General features: G+C 53.3%; 15 protein-coding genes and 1 tRNA gene. 8 read left to right on the plus strand and 8 right to left on the minus strand.

Features of this window, described 5'->3' with window-relative positions; genetic code table 11:
- Positions 1-137: 137 nt before the first annotated feature.
- Positions 138-326: a hypothetical protein gene (locus tag TREPR_RS15520; protein ID WP_041611249.1), complete on the minus strand. Its 189-nt coding sequence runs from the start codon at positions 324-326 to the stop codon at positions 138-140.
- 89 nt (positions 327-415) lie between these two features.
- Between TREPR_RS15520 and TREPR_RS15525 the strand changes: the two genes are divergently transcribed.
- The 4 genes from TREPR_RS15525 to TREPR_RS15540 all read left to right on the plus strand — a co-directional run bounded on the left by TREPR_RS15525 (position 416) and on the right by TREPR_RS15540 (position 3,816).
- Positions 416-625: a hypothetical protein gene (locus TREPR_RS15525; RefSeq protein ID WP_041611250.1), complete on the plus strand. Its 210-nt coding sequence runs from the start codon at positions 416-418 to the stop codon at positions 623-625.
- A 140-nt stretch (positions 626-765) separates the two neighbouring features.
- The gene (locus TREPR_RS15530; RefSeq protein WP_015709299.1) at positions 766-2,154 is read left to right on the plus strand and encodes a glycine--tRNA ligase; all 1,389 of its coding nucleotides are present in this window, start codon (positions 766-768) and stop codon (positions 2,152-2,154) included.
- Between the two features lie 12 nt (positions 2,155-2,166).
- Positions 2,167-2,463, plus strand: coding sequence for an acylphosphatase (gene yccX, locus TREPR_RS15535; protein WP_015709300.1), 297 nt, complete (start codon positions 2,167-2,169; stop codon positions 2,461-2,463).
- 3 nt (positions 2,464-2,466) lie between these two features.
- Positions 2,467-3,816 (plus strand): MATE family efflux transporter, encoded by a 1,350-nt coding sequence (locus TREPR_RS15540; RefSeq protein ID WP_041611251.1) that lies wholly within the window; start codon positions 2,467-2,469, stop codon positions 3,814-3,816.
- 382 nt (positions 3,817-4,198) lie between these two features.
- Here the strand turns inward: TREPR_RS15540 and TREPR_RS15545 are convergent.
- From TREPR_RS15545 to TREPR_RS15555, 3 genes are all read right to left on the minus strand, one after another.
- A tRNA-Gly gene (locus tag TREPR_RS15545) sits at positions 4,199-4,269 on the minus strand.
- Positions 4,270-4,306: 37 nt separating this feature from the next.
- The gene (locus tag TREPR_RS15550; protein ID WP_015709302.1) at positions 4,307-7,489 is read right to left on the minus strand and encodes an AAA family ATPase; all 3,183 of its coding nucleotides are present in this window, start codon (positions 7,487-7,489) and stop codon (positions 4,307-4,309) included.
- Complete coding sequence (locus TREPR_RS15555; RefSeq protein ID WP_015709303.1) at positions 7,486-8,751, minus strand: exonuclease SbcCD subunit D; 1,266 nt, start codon at positions 8,749-8,751, stop codon at positions 7,486-7,488. Before TREPR_RS15555 ends, TREPR_RS15550 begins: the two co-directional genes overlap by 4 nt.
- Before the next feature lie 125 nt (positions 8,752-8,876).
- Here TREPR_RS15555 and TREPR_RS15560 point away from each other — a divergent pair, with 125 nt between their 5' ends.
- The 3 genes from TREPR_RS15560 (at position 8,877) to mglC (ending at position 12,536) form a co-directional block, all read left to right on the plus strand.
- Positions 8,877-9,890: a galactose ABC transporter substrate-binding protein gene (locus tag TREPR_RS15560; RefSeq protein WP_015709304.1), complete on the plus strand. Its 1,014-nt coding sequence runs from the start codon at positions 8,877-8,879 to the stop codon at positions 9,888-9,890.
- Between the two features lie 76 nt (positions 9,891-9,966).
- Positions 9,967-11,481 carry a sugar ABC transporter ATP-binding protein gene (locus TREPR_RS15565; protein ID WP_015709305.1) on the plus strand — a complete coding sequence of 505 codons (1,515 nt, stop codon included), beginning with the start codon at positions 9,967-9,969 and terminating at the stop codon, positions 11,479-11,481.
- A gap of 14 nt (positions 11,482-11,495) precedes the next feature.
- A complete protein-coding gene (gene mglC, locus TREPR_RS15570; protein WP_015709306.1) occupies positions 11,496-12,536 on the plus strand; it encodes a galactose/methyl galactoside ABC transporter permease MglC in 1,041 nt (346 codons plus the stop codon).
- Positions 12,537-12,639: 103 nt separating this feature from the next.
- Here the strand turns inward: mglC and TREPR_RS15575 are convergent, their stop codons facing one another.
- Positions 12,640-14,430, minus strand: coding sequence for an ABC transporter ATP-binding protein (locus TREPR_RS15575; RefSeq protein WP_015709307.1), 1,791 nt, complete (start codon positions 14,428-14,430; stop codon positions 12,640-12,642).
- Between the two features lie 101 nt (positions 14,431-14,531).
- Here TREPR_RS15575 and TREPR_RS15580 point away from each other — a divergent pair, with 101 nt between their 5' ends.
- Positions 14,532-15,011 (plus strand): flavodoxin family protein, encoded by a 480-nt coding sequence (locus TREPR_RS15580; RefSeq protein ID WP_015709308.1) that lies wholly within the window; start codon positions 14,532-14,534, stop codon positions 15,009-15,011.
- A gap of 103 nt (positions 15,012-15,114) precedes the next feature.
- Here TREPR_RS15580 and TREPR_RS15585 read toward each other — a convergent pair whose 3' ends face one another.
- The 3 genes from TREPR_RS15585 to TREPR_RS15595 are packed head-to-tail and all read right to left on the minus strand — an operon-like array spanning position 15,115 to position 17,388.
- Entirely contained in the window at positions 15,115-15,870 is a 756-nt protein-coding gene (locus TREPR_RS15585; protein ID WP_015709309.1) for an amino acid ABC transporter ATP-binding protein, read from the minus strand.
- Positions 15,857-16,546, minus strand: a complete 690-nt coding sequence (locus TREPR_RS15590; protein WP_015709310.1) for an amino acid ABC transporter permease — start codon at positions 16,544-16,546, stop codon at positions 15,857-15,859. The genes TREPR_RS15585 and TREPR_RS15590 overlap by 14 nt, the downstream gene beginning before the upstream one ends.
- 20 nt (positions 16,547-16,566) lie before the next feature.
- Positions 16,567-17,388 (minus strand): transporter substrate-binding domain-containing protein, encoded by an 822-nt coding sequence (locus TREPR_RS15595; RefSeq protein WP_015709311.1) that lies wholly within the window; start codon positions 17,386-17,388, stop codon positions 16,567-16,569.
- Between the last annotated feature and the right edge of the window lie 28 nt (positions 17,389-17,416).

Consider the following 17,416-nt stretch of genomic DNA (forward strand, 5'->3'; position numbering starts at 1 on the left):
TAGTATATCATATTTTTCAACAAGTGTCAGATATTATCTTGACTAGTACAATTTATAGAACAGAGCCATATTTATATTTTGCTGTTACAGCAAAATATAATGGCCTAACCTGATTTATCCACACTCCTTTTCCTCGCCTACTTTTCCACCAAAACCTGCGCCGACTCGGATACCTTCGTCCTTTCGCCATATTCCCTCATCGCCGCTTCAACCAGAAACTCAATCTCAGCGCTGATGCTCCGCTTATGCAGCAATGCAAGCTCCGAAACAGCGGCATCCATCCATAGGGGGATCTGAATTGTCCGGGGCTTCTTCCGTTCTTTCATGTGGCCCAATATAGTCCCAAAATGGGACTATTGTCAACATAAAATTTGGGTAAATTGAAATTTATGCAAATTTATTCGATAATAAGATCATGAAAAAGGTTCAGCACAATGTCAGATGGGAAGGGTGGCTTTCAAACGCCATAGACGAATGGGGGAAGGAACACGGCGACAAGAGCTTTTCCGATTCGGTGAACTATCTGCTCGCCTGTGAATTGGATCGGCTTGGCTATAAGCGGGAAGCCTATGAGCCGGGTATTTATGAAAAAACTAAAGCCGAACCCGCCGTAAAGAAGCCATAAGAGGCCCCTTCGCGGTTCTTCATTCTTTTCCCCGCTTAATTGACCCGCCCTTACTCCCTTCTATATAATAAACTCATGTCCGGAGCAGCCCCTAACCATTGGCGCCAGCGGTCGGACCATCAAATTTTTTGGAGTTTTCCATGTCAGAAGAACTTACCGAGTATCAAGGCCCTGCTACTATGGAGAAAATCACGTCCCTCGCCAAGAGACGGGGTTTTGTGTTTCAGTCGTCGGAGATTTACGGGGGCCAGAGCGGCGCCTGGGATTATGGGCCCCTGGGGATTGAGCTGAAAAACCGGATTTCCCGGAACTGGTGGAAGGAAATGACCCAGCTTCACGACAATATCGTGGGCTTGGATGCGGCTATCCTGATGCACCCCCGGACCTGGGAGGCCTCGGGGCACGTAGAAAACTTTACCGATCCCCTGGTGGACTGTAAGAAGTGCAAAACCCGGTTCCGGGCGGACCAGATTGATCCGAAAAACCTGGCGGAAAAGAAGTGTCCCGACTGCGGCGGGGAGCTGACCGATACCAGGAAGTTCAACCTCATGTTCAAGACCCATATCGGCCCGGTGGAATCGGCGGCCGGAGAGGTGGACAACAACCTTATCTACCTGCGGCCGGAAACCGCCCAGGGGATCTACGTGAACTACAAGAATATCATCCAGTCCAACCGGATGAAGATACCCTTTGGGATTGCCCAAATCGGCAAGGCCTTCCGGAACGAGATTGTCACGAAAAACTTCATCTTCCGGACCTGCGAATTTGAGCAAATGGAAATGCAGTACTTTGTCAAACCGGGCACGGATGTGGATACCTTCAACGAATGGAAAAAACAACGCTGGGCCTACTACGAAAAGCTGGGGGTCAAGATGGACCACCTGCGCTGGCACCAGCACGGGCCGGATGAGCTGGCCCACTATGCCAAGGATGCCTACGATATTGAGTACCTTTTCCCCATGGGCTGGAAGGAGCTTGAGGGTGTCCACAACAGGTCCAACTACGACCTGACCCGGCACACCGAATACTCAGGCAAGGACCTTCAGTACATCGACCAGGAGAATAACAATGAGCGGTACATCCCCTTCATCATCGAAACTTCTGCGGGCCTTACCCGGACTTTGCTGATGATCCTCTGCGACGCCTACGACGAAGAAAAAGTGGCGGACAAGGGCAACGACGACGATTGGCGGACTGTGCTCCGCTTCCACCCCACGGTAGCGCCCATCACCGTAGCGATTCTACCGCTGATGAAGAAGGACGGCCTGGCGGAACTGGCCCAGGATATCCGTAATGAGCTGAAGGAAGATTTCTCCACCGATTATGATCAGGGCGGGGCTATTGGTCGGCGTTACCGCCGGCAGGACGAGGCAGGGACCCCCTTCTGCGTCACCATCGACTATGAGTCCAAGGACAACGGCACAGTAACCCTGCGCTTCCGGGATTCCATGGAACAGGTGCGGGTGCCCCGGACGGAACTGGCCGAACGGCTGCGGAAGGAAATCAAGGAATACAAGCGGATAAAGTAAGGGCCTGATCGCATGGCCGATCAGAAAAACATGCGGGATAACGGCGCCTTTTTCGCCCAGGTCCGGGGACGGGTCCAGGGCGTGGGGTTCCGTTATTCTGCTTACCACGAGGCAAGCCGCCTGGGACTGACCGGCTGGGTGCGGAATACCTATGACGGCGAAGTAGAGGTCTGGGCAGAAGGGCCCCAGGAAAGCCTGGACACCCTGATCCAATGGCTCTACCAGGGGCCGCCCAGAGCGAGGGTGGATGAGGTGGATGCGGAAACAAAGAGCCCCACCGGGGCGTATAGGGTGTTTTCAATTGAGTAACCAATGACGATGCGAAATTCATGGAATAACCATGCGCTGTTTTATCTCCTCTGGCCTCTGATGGTTGAACAGATCCTTACTATTACTGTTGGTATACTTGACACAGTAATGGTGTCGGTTGTTGGCCAGCACGCTGTCTCCGGAGTTTCCCTGGTTGATTCGATTACCATCCTGCTTATTATTGCCTTCGGGGCCCTGTCCACCGGTGGTTCCGTGGTGGTCAGCCAGTATATAGGCCGCAGGGATTTTAAAAAATCAAGCCTGGCTTCTAAGCAGCTTATTTACACCAGCGTTGTTGTAGCTGCGATTATCACGGCATTGTCCCTCTTGTGTTACCGTCCCATGCTGCAGATTATTTACGGTAAGATAGAAGCGGATGTCATGGGCGCCGCCGAAACCTATTTCTGGATAACCCTTTTAAGCTATCCCTTCCTGGCGGTCAATAATGCCGCAGCATCCCTATTCCGTAGTGTCGGTAACAGCGCTATCCCCATGAAAATCAGTATTCTGGTAAACCTGATTAATTTTGCCGGCAACGCCATTTTGATATATGGGTTCCACATGGGTGTGACCGGCGCTGCCATAGCAACCCTTACCAGCCGGGCCGTCGCTGCCATTGTGTTATTACTGCTGCTTAGATCCCGCGCGCCCGAATCCATATCAATCTCAGGTTTGTCCAAGATTAGGCTGGAGTTCCCTATGATCCGCAGTATTCTTAACATAGGAATCCCCAGCGCCCTGGAAAATTCCATGTTCCAAATCGGCAAAATCATGGTCTCCCGGATCTTTACCTTTTTTGGTACCGGTGCCATAGCGGCCAATGCCATTGCCGGAATCTTTAGTACCTTTATGGTTATGCCAGGACAGGCAGCTTCTCTGGCCATGCTTACCATTGTGGGCCAGTGCGTAGGCGCCAGGGCTTACGAAGACGCCCGGTATTTTGCCGCTAAGTTGATAAAATTAACCTACGCCGGCCATCTTATTTTATGTACTTTGTGCATCATCTTTATGGACCCCTTAACCGGTATGTTTGGGCTGACCGCAGAAGCCCAGGATCTGGCAAAAAAATACCTATTAGTTCATACCATTTTTACCCCTATCACCTGGCCCCTAAGCTTCGTCCTGCCCAACGCCCTCCGTGCCGCCGGAGATGTCCGGTATAGCATGATCGTTGCCATCATTTCCATGTGGACTATCCGGGTAAGCGTCTCCTATCTACTATCTTACACCCTTGGTTTCGGCTCCATGGGGGTGTGGTACGCCATGGTGGTGGACTGGGCAGTTCGGGGGACTTTTTACCTTATTCGGTGGAAGGGCAACAAGTGGCAGAACAAGGCAGTGATTAAATCTTAGAGGGTTTAAATACAAGGCTTTCGCCTTGACCGTATTGAAAGGCGCTCCGGTTCGACTCCACATAGGGTCGGTAAAGTAGCATTATTTTATTCATGTTGAGGGGTATTAAACCCCGAATACAAATACCTTATGAGAACAACATACCTCGTCCCTTTAGGGCGAGGTTGTTGATTGGCATGCTAAATCTAGCGGACGACGGGAGTCGCCTTACGGAGTCCGGCCTCCTGCCGTCCTCCTCCAGGCCGCCTACGCGCCCCGCCGCACGTCCTGTGCGGCGCACTACTTTTCACAAGGCTTTCGCCTTGACCGTATTGAAAGGCGCTCCGGTTCGACTCCACATAGGGTCGGTAAAGTAGCATTATTTTATTGGCATGCTAAATCTAGCGGACGACGGGAGTCGAACCCGCGTCACAAGCTTGGGAAGCTTGGATAATACCGTTATATGACGTCCGCGTAAGGAATTTTAATTTACCCGAAAAAACCGTATCTGTCAATCGGGTAAATTGGCGCCTACTACAATCCTTGATCCGGACCCGGTTTTGATCACTTCAATGCGGCTGGGGATGCGGGAGCGCATTTCCCCCACGTGGGAGATAAGGCCTACCATGCGGTGCTCCCGGAGTTCGTCCAGCACGATCATGGCCTTGTCCAGGGTACCCTCATCCAAGCTGCCGAAGCCTTCGTCGATGAAAACCGCATCCAGTCGGATGCCGCCGGAACGAGCCTGGATGGAGTCGGCCAGGCCCAGGGCCAGGCTGATGGAGGCCATGAAGCTTTCGCCCCCGGAAAGGGTGGCGCAGGGCCGGGTCTTACCGGTGGCGGAGTCGAAAACCGCCAGGTCCAGGCCGGCCAGGGCGTTGCCTGCGACCCGTTCGCTGTTCAGGATCAGGGAGTACCGGGACTCGCTCATCCGGTAAAGCCGCTTGGTGGCAAAGGCGGCTACCTCCTTCAGGTAGAGACCCAGGAGCCAAGCGTCGAAGGGCTTCCGTTTGGGATTGTTCCCCCCAAGATCCGCCGCCAGGGCGCTTAAGCGCCCTGAGCTTTGGGCCAGCTCCTCCCGGCGTTTCCCCGCTTCTTTCAGCCGGGCCGCATCTTGTTCTAGGGCGGAAAGCTCCATGCCGACCCGCTCCCGCCCGGTTTCGGCTTTTTCCCGGTCTGTAGCCAGGGTTTTCAGGGCGGCCTGAATTTCCTCCGGCTCTGCGGGGGACGGTCCCAGGGGAATGCGGGCGGTCCGGATTTCTTCCAGGCTCCGTTCCAGTTCTTCCCCCTGGGTTTTCAGGCGGGACCGTTCGACCTTCCACTGATCAATACCAGCTTCCAGGGCGGATTCGGCGTCCCGGCCCAGGATGGCGGCTCGGAGGGATTCGGCATTGGAAAAGGACGATGAGGCCAGGGCTTCTTTCAGCGCGGCGGCGGCTTCCCGATGCTGCTTTTCCGCTTCGCTGCGGTTCGCGGCGCTTCCCTCCTCCCGGGCCCTGGCTGCGGCGGCTTCCCGGCCTGCGGCGTCCAGGTTTTCCCGCCTTTCCCGGATACGCCGCTCCAGATCACCGATGGATCTGTCCAGAGCTTCCAGGGCTTCGGCTGCATTGGAAAGCTTCCCTTCCTCAAGAAGTCCCCGGTGTTTATCCCGCATTTCCACAACGCTTTTCTCCAGGCCCCGGAATTGTTCCTCCAGCGCCGAGACGTTCTTTTCCATTTCCATTTGTTTGGCTAAAAGCCCTTCCCGCTCCCGGTAGAGGATTGCCATGTTGTCCCCGGCGGTCCGGGCTTCCTTCTGCCGGGCAGCCAGGGCGGTAAGTTCCCGAGACTTCGCCTCCAAAAGCCGACCCAGTTCTGCCGCTGTCGGAAAAGGCTTATCAAGGACGAGCCCCCTCCTTACCTGATCCGATTCCACCGCAGGCAGCAGCGGCTTATCAGAACCAGTGTCGAGGGAAACCATGCCAGCCCGCAGCTTGTCCAGTTTCCGTTGGGTCTGGGCAAGTTCCTGTTTTGCGGATTCCAGTTCCGTAGATCGGGCGGTGAGGTCCCGCTCAGCGTCCTTGAGTGAGCCGCGAAGGGATTCTATCCGCTCCTGGATACCGAAGGATCGCGGGTGGGCGGCGGCAGATAGGGGGTGGTCACGGGAGCCGCAGACCGGACAGGGTTCCCCAGGTTTCAGCTCCACCGCAAGGTGGGCGGCCATATCAGCCCGTTCACCCGTCTCCTTCTCCGTCTCCACCAGACGAAGCTCTTCTCTGAGTACCGGTACCCGTTTTTCCAGTTCCCCTTTTTTGGCTTCCAGTCCCCGGGCCCGGTCAGTGGCGGTATCCAGGGCCGCCCCCAATTCCTCCGCTTCGACTGCGGCCTGGCGCAGCGCAAGCAGCCGGTCTTTCAGGTCCCGCTCCTGGTCCAGGCTTTCATTGATAGCCGCCGCCTGATCTGCCAGGCTCCGGCGCTCCGCGATAAGCCGGTCTTTCTCTTCCAGACTTTTTTTCAACGCCCCGATATTCCGGCGGCCTTCCTCCGCAATTTTTGTAATCTGATCAAGTTCCCGTTGTTTTTGCTCCAACAGCTTCTCTTCGCCTGCCATCTCCACAAGGCCCGGGTGTTTTTCCCGGCTGCCGGCCAGTTCCTTTTCCAGAGCCGGAAGTTCCCCAGCCGCCGTTTCCGCCTCATGGAGCTTCCGCTCCGCCTGGGTCAAATCCTGGCGGACCTTCTCCAGTTCCACCAGGGCTACCCCCAGGATTTCCCGTTTTTCCGTTTCCAGGATAAGGTGATGGGCCAGGGGCTGGGCTTTCCGGGACAGGGCAAGCCGGGATTCCTTCTCCGCGATAGAAGACGCCTTTGCATCCAGGGCGGCGGCCTCTTCCCCGGTTTGGGCTTGCCGTAGTTCCAGGGCTTTGCGGTTTTCCTCCAGGGTAAGGATGCGGTCAAGCCGGGTATTTTCCTGCTCCAGGCGGCGGGCTTCCTCACGGGCTTTTTGCAGAGCTTCCTCCGCCTTGGCATGAAGCTCGGGGTAGGTTTCATATGAAACCCGCCGGGAAATTTCCATAAGGGACCGTTCCGCTTCACGGGAAAGGGTTTCAGCTTCCCGGGCCTTTTTCTGGGCGAGTTCCCGGACCCGTACCGCAAAATCCACCGGGAACAGTTTAAGTAGCACATCCCGCCGTTGGTTGGTATTTTGCCTGAGAAACTCAGCGAATTCACCCTGGGGCAGGAGAACTATTTTGAAAAATTCCTCCGGCGACAGGCCGATCAGATCCTGAATCAACTTATCTGCATCGGCTTTTTTGGAACTCAGGCTTTTTTTAGTTACCCCGCCCTGCTCCCCGGGGAGGATTGCATAGATCACCGCGTTTTCATTATCCCCGGTGGTGCCGAAACCCCGCTTTTTAGGCCGTTCGTGCTTGGGGTTCCGGTCAACCTGGTACTGCTTCTCCCCTATGGCAAATTCCAGGGAAACCAAACACTCCTGGTATTCCTCCGCATAGTCACTCCGCAGCCGATTTATGTGGCCCTGGCGGCTTCCGGGAACGGTCCCGTAAAGGGCATAACAGATGGCGTCAAAAATGGTGGTCTTGCCCGCGCCGGTTTTCCCGGTGATGAGAAAGATATCGTCCAGATCGGTAAAGTCTATTTCCGTGGTCCCAACAAAGGGACCGAAGTTTACCATGGTTAATTTGAGGGGTCTCATCGATCATCCTCCTGAGTTTCCCCGGGCAGTTCCGCTAAAAGCTCCCGGAACAGGGACAGTTTTTCCGGGTCCGCCTCTCCATAGAGCACAGTAAGAAACTCGGCAAAGTCCTCATCGGGACTCCGCCGCTTTCCAGAAAGATCCGCTTCCCTGGGGATATCGGCATCCGCAGCGGCAAGGCGTTCAACTGCCTCTCCCTGTTTAATAGAAAGAAGCCGGGGAAAGCGGGGCCGGAGCAGGCCCAGGGGATTTTCGACCAGGTCCTCGTCACTGAGGGAAATTTCCAGGAAGTCCCCTTCAGCGTCCCGTATTTCCGGGTCCTGGGCGGATTCCTGAAAGAAAAATTTGAAGGAACCCTGAAGACGGCGAACCCTGTGCAGGAGCTTTACCGGGATGGGGGTCACCATGGGATCGGAACCGGCACTCAATTCTATCGAAAGAAACACTTTTTCCTGATCCGGACCTACTGCGTCCGCCGGACCTACCGTACCCGGAGTGGAACCTCGACTTTTGGTCTCGGCGGAGGATTCCGCCGCCTCGTCAAAGGAATAGGCCAGGGGGCTCCCGGAATACCAGCCTTTGGAAAGGGCTTTCTGGAAACGGTGGAGGTGCCCCAGGGCGATATAGTCAAAGCCCTGAAAAAGCGTCCCATCCACCTGTTCTGCGGTTCCCAGGAATATCCGCTCCGACTCGGACTCCTTCCCCCCCCGGGTAAAGAGGTGGGCCCCCAAAACAGACAGGGAAGCCCCGGCCTCCATCGCCCGAACCCGGGTGCTCTCTAAACGGGCGGCGGCTATTTCGGCAAGCCTGCCCTGGGAACGTACCGGTTCCCCATCCTCAGAAAGGCAGCCGGGGTACAGAAATGGCAGGAGGAAAAAAGCGCAAGTTTCGCCCCCTTGCTTAAGCACCACCGGTTGAAAGGGTTGGTCAGGTTCGGGGGCAATATGGATGCCCAGCCCGGCGAGGAGTTCCCTGCCAAAGCCCAGCCGGGGCGCGGAATCGTGGTTTCCCGGCAGAATGAGGATAGCCAGATCCGGCCGGGAAGCATGGAGCCTTTCCAGAAAGGCGCTGAAGAGGGTCACCGCTTCCGGGGAGGGATTAGAACGGTCATAGACATCCCCGGCTATGAGCAGAGCGGCATAAGACTCATCCTTCAGGATTCCCCCGAGTTGTTCCAGCATGGCCGCCTGATCCTCAATCAGGGAATATTCGTGAAAAACCTTGCCTAGATGCAGATCCGCAGTGTGGAGAAATTTGATCATTTCTATAAATATACTATATTATAGAAAAAAGTATCTATATTAGTACTTTAGTACTTTAGTACCTTTCCATTTTGAGAGTTCTGGTTTATACTATAATCAATATTTTATACTCTGGAGGAGTAACTATGAAGAAAGCAGGAATTGCATTGTTAGTATTGGCTTTGTCGGCTAACGCGGTATTCGCGGGCGGTGGTCAGCAGGGGGGAAGCGGCGGACAGCCAACCATTGGGGTTGCCATCTATAAGTTTGACGACACCTTTATGTCCTATACCCGGAATGCTATTGAAAACAACGCCAAGGGAAAAGCGGTGGTGACCACCGTGGACTCCCAGAACGCCCAGCCCACCCAGAACGATCAGGTGGATCAGTTCATCTCTAAAAAGCTGAACTCCATTGCCATTAACCCGGTAGACCGGACTGCGGCTGGCGCCATTATCGACAAAGCCAAAGCCGGCAATGTCCCGGTGGTGTTCTTTAACCGCGAACCCTTTGCCGAGGATATGGCCAAATGGGACAAGGTCTACTATGTGGGCGCCAAAGCGGAAGAATCCGGAACCATGCAAGGTGAAATTGTGGCTGAGTACTTCAAGGCCAATCCCGGCGCCGACAAGAATGGCGACGGCGTTATCCAGTACATCATGCTGAAGGGCGAACCTGGCCACCAGGATGCGGAGCTCAGGACCGAATTCTCGGTTAAAGCGATCATCGCCGCAGGGCTCAAGGTTCAGTTACTGGCCGAAGATACCGCCATGTGGGACCGCCCCAGGGCAGTAGAGAAGATGGACGCCTTCTATGCCCGGTTCGGGGATCAGATCGAAGTGGTACTCTGTAATAACGACGACATGGCTCTGGGGGTTGTCGAATCCCTCCGGAACGCCGGCTTCTTCACCGGCGGGAAATACCTCCCCGTAGTCGGGGTTGACGCCACCGCCCCGGCGCTCCAGGCCCTCTCTGAAGGGACCCTCCTGGGGACCGTGCTGAACGATGCCCAGAACCAGGGAAAAGCCACCTTTGATGTGGCCTATGCCCTGGCCACCGGCGCCGCAGTCAGCAGCACCAGTTGGACCCTTACCAATGGCAAATACATTTGGGTGCCCTATCAGAAAGTGACCAAAGACAACTACAAGAATTTCCAGTAAACTGAGCTTAGGCTAATCACTATAGGTACCTTGGGAAAAGCTTAAGCCCAAGGTACCTGTTTTTTGAGGGGTCGCAATGGAAAACGCCAATTATGTTCTACAAGTAAATGAACTGTCCAAATCCTTTCCTGGGGTACGAGCCCTGGATAAGGTTTCCATCAATGTCCGTCCCGGCTCGGTCCATGCCCTGATGGGGGAAAATGGCGCCGGCAAATCAACCCTCATGAAGTGCCTGTTTGGCATTTACGAACCCGATTCGGGGGAGATTGTTCTGGAGGGTAAAAGCGTCCATTTTGACGATTCCCGCCAGGCCCTGGATGCGGGTATTTCCATGATTCATCAGGAACTCCTGCCCGTGCCTTTCCGCAGCGTCATGGAAAACCTGTGGCTCGGGCGCTATCCGCAGCATTCAGTCGGCTTCATTAAATTGGTGGATCACAAAAAGATGTATCAGGATACGGTGGACCTTTTTAAAGATCTTAACATGGAGATCGATCCAAAAATATGGGTCCGGGAACTATCGGTATCCAAAGTCCAGTCCCTGGAAATAGCCAAGGCCGTGTCCTGGCATTCCAAGGTTATTATCATGGATGAACCAACCTCGTCCCTTACGGAAAATGAGGTTGAACAGCTTTTTGCCATTATCCGGCGCCTTCGAAACGAAGGGGTCGCCATTATCTATATATCCCATAAAATAGAAGAAATACTGACCATCTCCGATGATGTCTCCATCATGCGGGACGGCAAACACATAGGAACCTACAGCTCCGGGGAACTAACCACGGACAAAATTATAAAATACATGGTAGGCCGGGACCTGAGCAACCGTTTCCCCCCAAAGGACAATACCCCCGGAGAACTTATCATGGAGGTGAAAAACCTCACTTCTGCGATAGATCACTCTTTTAAGGATGTCAGTTTTAGTGTGCGCCGGGGGGAAATTCTCGGCATAGGCGGTCTGGTGGGCGCCCAGCGGACCGAGCTGGTAGAATCACTCTTTGGGCTGCGTACCATTGAGGGGGGTCAGGTTTTTATCAACGGCAGTGAAGTGTCCATTAAAAGCCCCACCCAGGCCAAGGGGCACAAACTGGCCCTACTCACCGAAGAACGGCGGGCCACCGGGATAGTTCCCATGCTTTCTGTGAAGGACAACATGATCCTGGCCAACCTGAAAAGTTATGTGGGTTCCACCTTGCTTATCAACGACAAACAGGGCGAAACGGATGCGACTGAAAACATCAAAGCCCTGAATATTAAAACCCCGGGCAGCAAGACCTTAATCAGGGATCTTTCTGGGGGTAATCAGCAGAAGGTCCTCTTTGCCCGGTGGCTGCTCACGGAACCGGATATCCTCATCCTGGACGAACCAACCCGGGGTATTGACGTAAGTGCAAAATATGAAATCTACAGCATCATCCTGGGCCTGGCAAAACAGGGAAAAAGCATCATCATGATATCTTCTGAAATGCCCGAACTTCTGGGCATCTCGGACCGGATCATGGTCATGTGTGCAGGACGGGTAACGGGCATCCTTGACCGGAAAGACGCTACCCAGGAAGAGATCATGCGACTGGCAACAAAATTCATGTAATGGGAGAAAACACTATGGCAGCAAAAGCACAAGAGCAGAGTCCGAATAGACTGAAGAAGGCCCAGGATTTTGGCGTTCAATACGCCATCTATCTGGTATTCGTGGTACTGATACTGGTTATCGCCGTAAAGGAACCCGCCTTTCTATCCCTGAACAATTTCCGTAACATCCTTACCATGTCGGCAACCCGGATCATCATCGCCATGGGCATGGGGGCCATCCTCATAACCGGCGGAGTGGATCTTTCTGCGGGGCGGCAGGTCGGCCTGGCGGCGGTACTTTCCGCCTCCATGCTGCAAAACCTGGATTACCCCCGCCGAATGTACCCCGATATGCCCATACTGCCCCTACTGATACCAATACTGGTGGCTATGCTGGCCTGCGGCATCTTCGGTTTTCTGAACGGCTTCTTTATTGCCAAGCTGAAGCTCCCGGCCTTCATCGCCACCCTGGGTTCCATGGTTGCAGTATATGGGGTCAACTCCCTCTATTTCGACCGGCCCCCTTACGGCGCCCAGCCCATAGGCGGCCTTGACCGGCGTTTTTCTACCCTCGGGTCGGGGTACATTGGAGTCAACGGGCTCTATTCAATCCCCTACATAGTTATTATCGCGGTGGTGATTACCCTCATCACCTATGTGCTGTTCAATAAAACTACCTACGGAAAGAATATCTACGCCATAGGGGGCAACGCCGAAGCCGCAAAAGTCTCGGGGGTCAATGTAAACAGGACCCTGATCCTGGTTTATACGATTGCAGGGGTTCTCTTCGGGCTGGGGGGAACCCTGGAAGCGGCCCGGACCGGGGGGGCTACCAACAACTACGGTAACGGCTACGAGCTTGACGCCATCGCCGCCTGCGTGGTTGGCGGGGTATCGAACCTGGGCGGTATAGGAACCGTGCCGGGTATAGTCATCGGGGTACTAATTTTTTCGGTAATCAACTACGGCCTTACCTTTATTAACATGTCCCCCTACTGGCAGCAGATAGTCAAAGGGGCCATCATTATTGCTGCGGTGGCTTTGGACATACGGAAATACCTGAAAAAACGGTAGGGCATCTCTAAAAACTTCAGTTTTTAGAGATTTACCGCTTAAAAAAGCATTCGCAGTCTTTAGCTGAGCAAATGCAGGGTATTTCTAAAAACAAACAGGGTTTTTAGAAATGCCCCTCCAGCTTTGATGTTTCAAACTGGGCTGCGTACAATTCCGCATAGAGCCCGCCTTTTTCCAGCAGGGTCTCGTGGGTTCCCTGCTGCTGTATGCCGTCGTCGGAGATCACCACGATGGAGTCAGCGCCCCGGATGGTGGAAAGACGGTGGGCTATAACCATGGTGGTGCGGCCCCGGGAAAGTTCCTCCAGGGCGCGTTGTATCTTTACTTCCGTGGCAGTATCCAGGGCGGATGTAGCTTCGTCCAGGATCAGGATGGGTGGGTTCTTGAGAAAGATCCTGGCTATACTGACCCGCTGTTTCTGGCCCCCGGACAGTTTTACTCCCCGCTCACCCACCAGGCTGTCGTAGGCTTCAGGAAGCTTCATGATATCATCGTGAATTTCCGCTCGTTTAGCGGCTTCGATCATCTCTTCGTCGGAAGTGTCTATTCTCCCGTATTTGATATTGTCCCGGATGGTCCCGGCGAAGAGGAACACATCCTGCTGGACTATACCGATATTCCGTCGCAGGGATTCCAGGGTTACATCCCGGATATCCTTACCGTCCACAGTAATACTACCCTCCCTGATTTCGTAGAACCGAGGAAGGAGATGGCAGAGGGTGGTTTTGCCGCCCCCGGAAGGGCCCACCAGAGCCACGGTGTTTCCCGCGGGAACCTCCAGGTTAATATGCTCCAGGACCGTCACATCGTTGTTGTAGGAAAAACTCACATCCCTGAACCTGATATCACCCCGCACCTTGTCCAGGGCCACAGCATCCTTTTTGTCCACAATATCCGACTTAAGCCGCATGATCTCCACAAAGCGGCCGAACCCGGCCATGCCGGTGGTGAAAAGTTCCACAAAATTCTGAAGCCGCCTGATAGGCTGGAGGAAGGCAGCCACAAAGAGATTGCAGGTAATAAGTTCCGCCAGGGTCATGCGGTTTTTCATGATCAAGAACCCACCTACGGCGATTACTACCACATTGAGCATATGGAGGATAAACTCCAGGCGGCTCTGGAAGTAGGCCATGGAACGGTAGTAAGCTTTTCGTGCAGTTTTGTAGTTTTCATTTCCCCCATGGAACTTGTCGGTCTCATAGGACTCGTTAGTAAAAGCCTTGGCAATACGGACTCCGGAAATGCTGGATTCCAGGGCGGCGTTTATTTCAGCGGTCCGCTCCTTCACCTTCCGGGCAGTTTTTAACATAAGGGAACGGGACCTGAGTATGTGGAATAGCATGAAGGGCACAATGATCAAAAGCACCAGGGCCATTTCCCAGCGTATGGTGAACACCAGTATTACAGAACCGATGAGGGTGATCAGGGAGATGAACAGATCCTCCGGGCCGTGGTGGGAAAGCTCTGTAACATCAAAAAGATCCGTGGTTACCCGGGACATGATTTGACCGGTGCGGTGATTATCGTAAAAGGAAAAGGGAAGCTGCTGCAGGTGACTGAAAAGGTCCCGCCGCATATCCGCCTCAAGGTATACCCCCACGGTATGTCCCCAGTAGGTGATAAAATAGGTAAAGGCCATGCGGAGCAGGTACATGATACCCATAGCAGCGATCATGATAAAGAAGAATTGATACATCCCATTGGGGAGGAAACGTTCTATGGTATATTTGGTCATCATGGGGAAAGCCAGGTCCACAGCGGCAATGAGGGTAGCGGCAAACATATCCGCTACGAAAAGTTTCCAATGGGGCCGGTAGTAGGAGGCGAAAATCCTCAGGGGCGATTTTTCTATCAGGGGCCGGGGGTCGGCATTTCGGCGGCTGTTCATATTCATGGCTTGATTATGTCAAATTTCTCGGTTACATTAAATAGGTCCATGATGGCATTCAATATCATGTTTCTCATTTACTGTTAAAAAACCCAAAGGAGCCCACTATGAAAACCCTGGTTATCTACTATTCCTACGAAGGCAACAGCGCCCTGGCAGCTGAGGAAATCAAAAAAGCCGCCGGAGCGGATCTTCTGGAGCTTAAAACCGAAGATGACACCCGGCGGACCGGCCTGGCGAAGTACTTCTGGGGCGGCAAGCAGGTCGTTACCCACCAGTCCCCCAAGCTCAAACCCTATACAGTGAATCCCGGCGACTACGAGCTCATCATCATTGGCGGCCCGGTTTGGGCGGGCTCCCCTGCGCCGGCCTTACAGAGTTTCCTCGGAGAAACGAAGATTACCGGCAAGCGCATCGCCCTCTTCGTCACCCACGCCGGCGGCAAGGGAAAGGCCCTGGACAAACTCAAGGCACTACTCCCGGGGAACACCATTGCCGGAGAAATCGACCTGGTCAATCCCGGCAAGCAGGAACGGGCCGCCGTGTCCAAGCAGATTGGGGACTGGGTCAAGGCTATTCAAGCTTAGAGGGATTGCAAGGGATATCAGTTTGGCTATTTGTTTTTGCCTCTTCCCTCTGTGCTATCCGCGATAAATCTTCTCCATCCGTGTGATCTATGGTTAATTTTTTTTAATGGAGTACTTTGGATAAAAATTCCAGGGTCCTGGGGTTTTTGGGGCTTCCGAATATAAGTTCCGGGGGACCCTCTTCGGCGATGACCCCGTCATCCATAAAGACGATACGATCCGCTACATTACGGACAAAACCCATTTCATGAGAGACGATGACCATGGTCATGCCGCTTTCCACAAGTCCCTTGATAACATCCAGAACCTCGCCGACCATTTCAGGGTCCAGGGCGGAGGTTGGTTCATCGAAAAGCATAACATCCGGGTGCATGGCCAGGGCGCGGACTATGGCGATTCTCTGTTTCTGTCCCCCGGAAAGTTGGGAAGGATAGGCGCCCGCCTTTTCCAGGAGCCCTACCCGTTCAAGCAGTCTTCTTGCATCCGCTTCCGCAGCTTCAGTGGTAAGTTTCTTAACCAAAATCGGAGCAAGGGTAATGTTGTTCATCACGTTAAGGTTATTGAACAGATTAAACTGCTGAAAAACCATACCCATGTGTTCACGAAAATGGTTGATTTCAAACCTACTTGCGTGGGCCACGCTTTCCCCTTTAAAAAGGATCTGTCCGCTTGTGGGGGTTTCCAGCCGGTTGAGACAGCGAAGGAAGGTAGATTTACCAGCCCCGGAGGCGCCTATTATGGCAGTAACTTCCCCCTGCCTGATATCCATGGATACGCCTTTAAGCACATGCAGCTTGCCGAACTTCAGTTTTAAATCCGATGCATGGATGATCACATCTTTATTGTTAATCTCCGGCATGCATTCTCCTTTCCATGATCCCCAGGAGTCTGGAAGTTGTAAAAGTCATAATGAAGTAGATAATGGCACAAATTATCAGGGATTCAAAGTAACGGAAAGAATTACCGTACACCGTTGCTGTTCGGAACATCAGTTCACCGACGCCGATGACTGAAACGATTGAAGACTCTTTAATGATAGTAACAAACTCATTCCCCAAGGCGGGTAATATGTTTTTAAAAGCCTGGGGAAGTATTATCTTGCCCATGGCCTGCATCTGGGTCATGCCCAGGGAGCGGGCTGCTTCCACTTGTCCCTTGTCCACAGCCTGTATTCCGGCCCGGATTATCTCCGCCACATAGGCCCCGGAATTCAGGGAAAGGGCGATTACCCCGGATACGTATCGGGGAAAATCGCCTCCGAACAGAGGAACCTCAGGAATACGAATTCCCATCTGAGGCAGGGCGTAGAAAATAAAACATATCTGTACCAGCATAGGAGTACCCCGGATCACTTCGATATACGCCTGGGCGGGGTAGCGTAAGAGCCTATTCCCACTCAGGCGCAGAAGCGCTATCAGCACGCCTATGAGGGTACCAAAAAAAACGGTAAAAAAGGACAGAATAAGGGTGTTCGCAGCGCCGTTGACAAAAAGAAACCAGTATTTCTGCAAAAAGTGAAAATTCAGTTTATACAAGCGCTGCCTCCCCCTTTACCCTATTCTTCCGTCGCTTCAAGGATCTGGTCAATGGCAGCCTTGATGTTCTTGTCGTACAACCTGTCCACCGTACCGTCATTGACGCTTTTAGTAATAAATTTATCCAGTTCAGCAACAAGATCTTCCTGGCCTTTTGCCACCACAAAAGCAATACCATTGTTCGCACCAGGGATCCTGACGGCTGACTTCTCAATCAAATCAGGATAAGCGGCGCCATAGGTATCAGCCACCGAAAAATCCATCACAATACCATCAATATTCTTGTTTACCAGTTCCTGGATAAGGGCGGTTACCTTGGGAAGGCTCAGGCCATCCTGAATACCAATTTCTTTAATGACATTTTCCTGTACCGAACCTTTTTGTGCGCCCAGACGTTTCCCCAGAAATGACTCCGCGGTTGGATAGAGATTGTATTCCCCTTTCCTGATAATGATATTGTGCTCACTGTGGTAGTAATTGGCGGTGAAATCAATGACCAGAGCCCGCTCGTCAGTCGGGGTAAAGGTACCGCCAATATCGGCGGTACCAGCCTGAACCGCAGGAATGATGGAATCAAAGGCCATCTCGTTGGTCATAAATTGTACGCCGATAGATTGGGTGAATGCCTTTAAGATATCAACATCAAGCCCGGCGTTTATGGTCTTGCCGTTTTCAACAATGAAGTACTGGAAAGGCGGGTAGGTTGATTCGGTTGCCAGAACCAAGGTACCCTTCTGCTTGATCCGTTCAAGCCCGGTTAGTGTTTTCTTCTGGCATCCCGCCAGAACCATCAGACACATGAGCGCCCCACATGCCACAGTAACAACTTTTTTCATTTTCATTGTATTCCTCCTCTTGAAAACAAAAATC

It is taken from the genome of Treponema primitia ZAS-2 (assembly GCF_000214375.1).
GTDB lineage: Bacteria > Spirochaetota > Spirochaetia > Treponematales > Breznakiellaceae > Termitinema > Termitinema primitia.

Coding starts and splice junctions, on each gene's coding strand:
- mglC (WP_015709306.1), top strand. CDS start 11,496: ATGGCAGCAAAAGCACAAGAGCAGAGTCCGAATAGACTGAAGAAGGCC.
- TREPR_RS15580 (WP_015709308.1), top strand. CDS start 14,532: ATGAAAACCCTGGTTATCTACTATTCCTACGAAGGCAACAGCGCCCTG.
- TREPR_RS15575 (WP_015709307.1), bottom strand. CDS start 14,430: ATGAATATGAACAGCCGCCGAAATGCCGACCCCCGGCCCCTGATAGAA.
- TREPR_RS15525 (WP_041611250.1), top strand. CDS start 416: ATGAAAAAGGTTCAGCACAATGTCAGATGGGAAGGGTGGCTTTCAAAC.
- TREPR_RS15565 (WP_015709305.1), top strand. CDS start 9,967: ATGGAAAACGCCAATTATGTTCTACAAGTAAATGAACTGTCCAAATCC.
- TREPR_RS15595 (WP_015709311.1), bottom strand. CDS start 17,388: ATGAAAATGAAAAAAGTTGTTACTGTGGCATGTGGGGCGCTCATGTGT.
- TREPR_RS15550 (WP_015709302.1), bottom strand. CDS start 7,489: ATGAGACCCCTCAAATTAACCATGGTAAACTTCGGTCCCTTTGTTGGG.
- TREPR_RS15560 (WP_015709304.1), top strand. CDS start 8,877: ATGAAGAAAGCAGGAATTGCATTGTTAGTATTGGCTTTGTCGGCTAAC.
- TREPR_RS15520 (WP_041611249.1), bottom strand. CDS start 326: ATGAAAGAACGGAAGAAGCCCCGGACAATTCAGATCCCCCTATGGATG.
- yccX (WP_015709300.1), top strand. CDS start 2,167: ATGGCCGATCAGAAAAACATGCGGGATAACGGCGCCTTTTTCGCCCAG.
- TREPR_RS15540 (WP_041611251.1), top strand. CDS start 2,467: ATGACGATGCGAAATTCATGGAATAACCATGCGCTGTTTTATCTCCTC.
- TREPR_RS15530 (WP_015709299.1), top strand. CDS start 766: ATGTCAGAAGAACTTACCGAGTATCAAGGCCCTGCTACTATGGAGAAA.
- TREPR_RS15555 (WP_015709303.1), bottom strand. CDS start 8,751: ATGATCAAATTTCTCCACACTGCGGATCTGCATCTAGGCAAGGTTTTT.
- TREPR_RS15585 (WP_015709309.1), bottom strand. CDS start 15,870: ATGCCGGAGATTAACAATAAAGATGTGATCATCCATGCATCGGATTTA.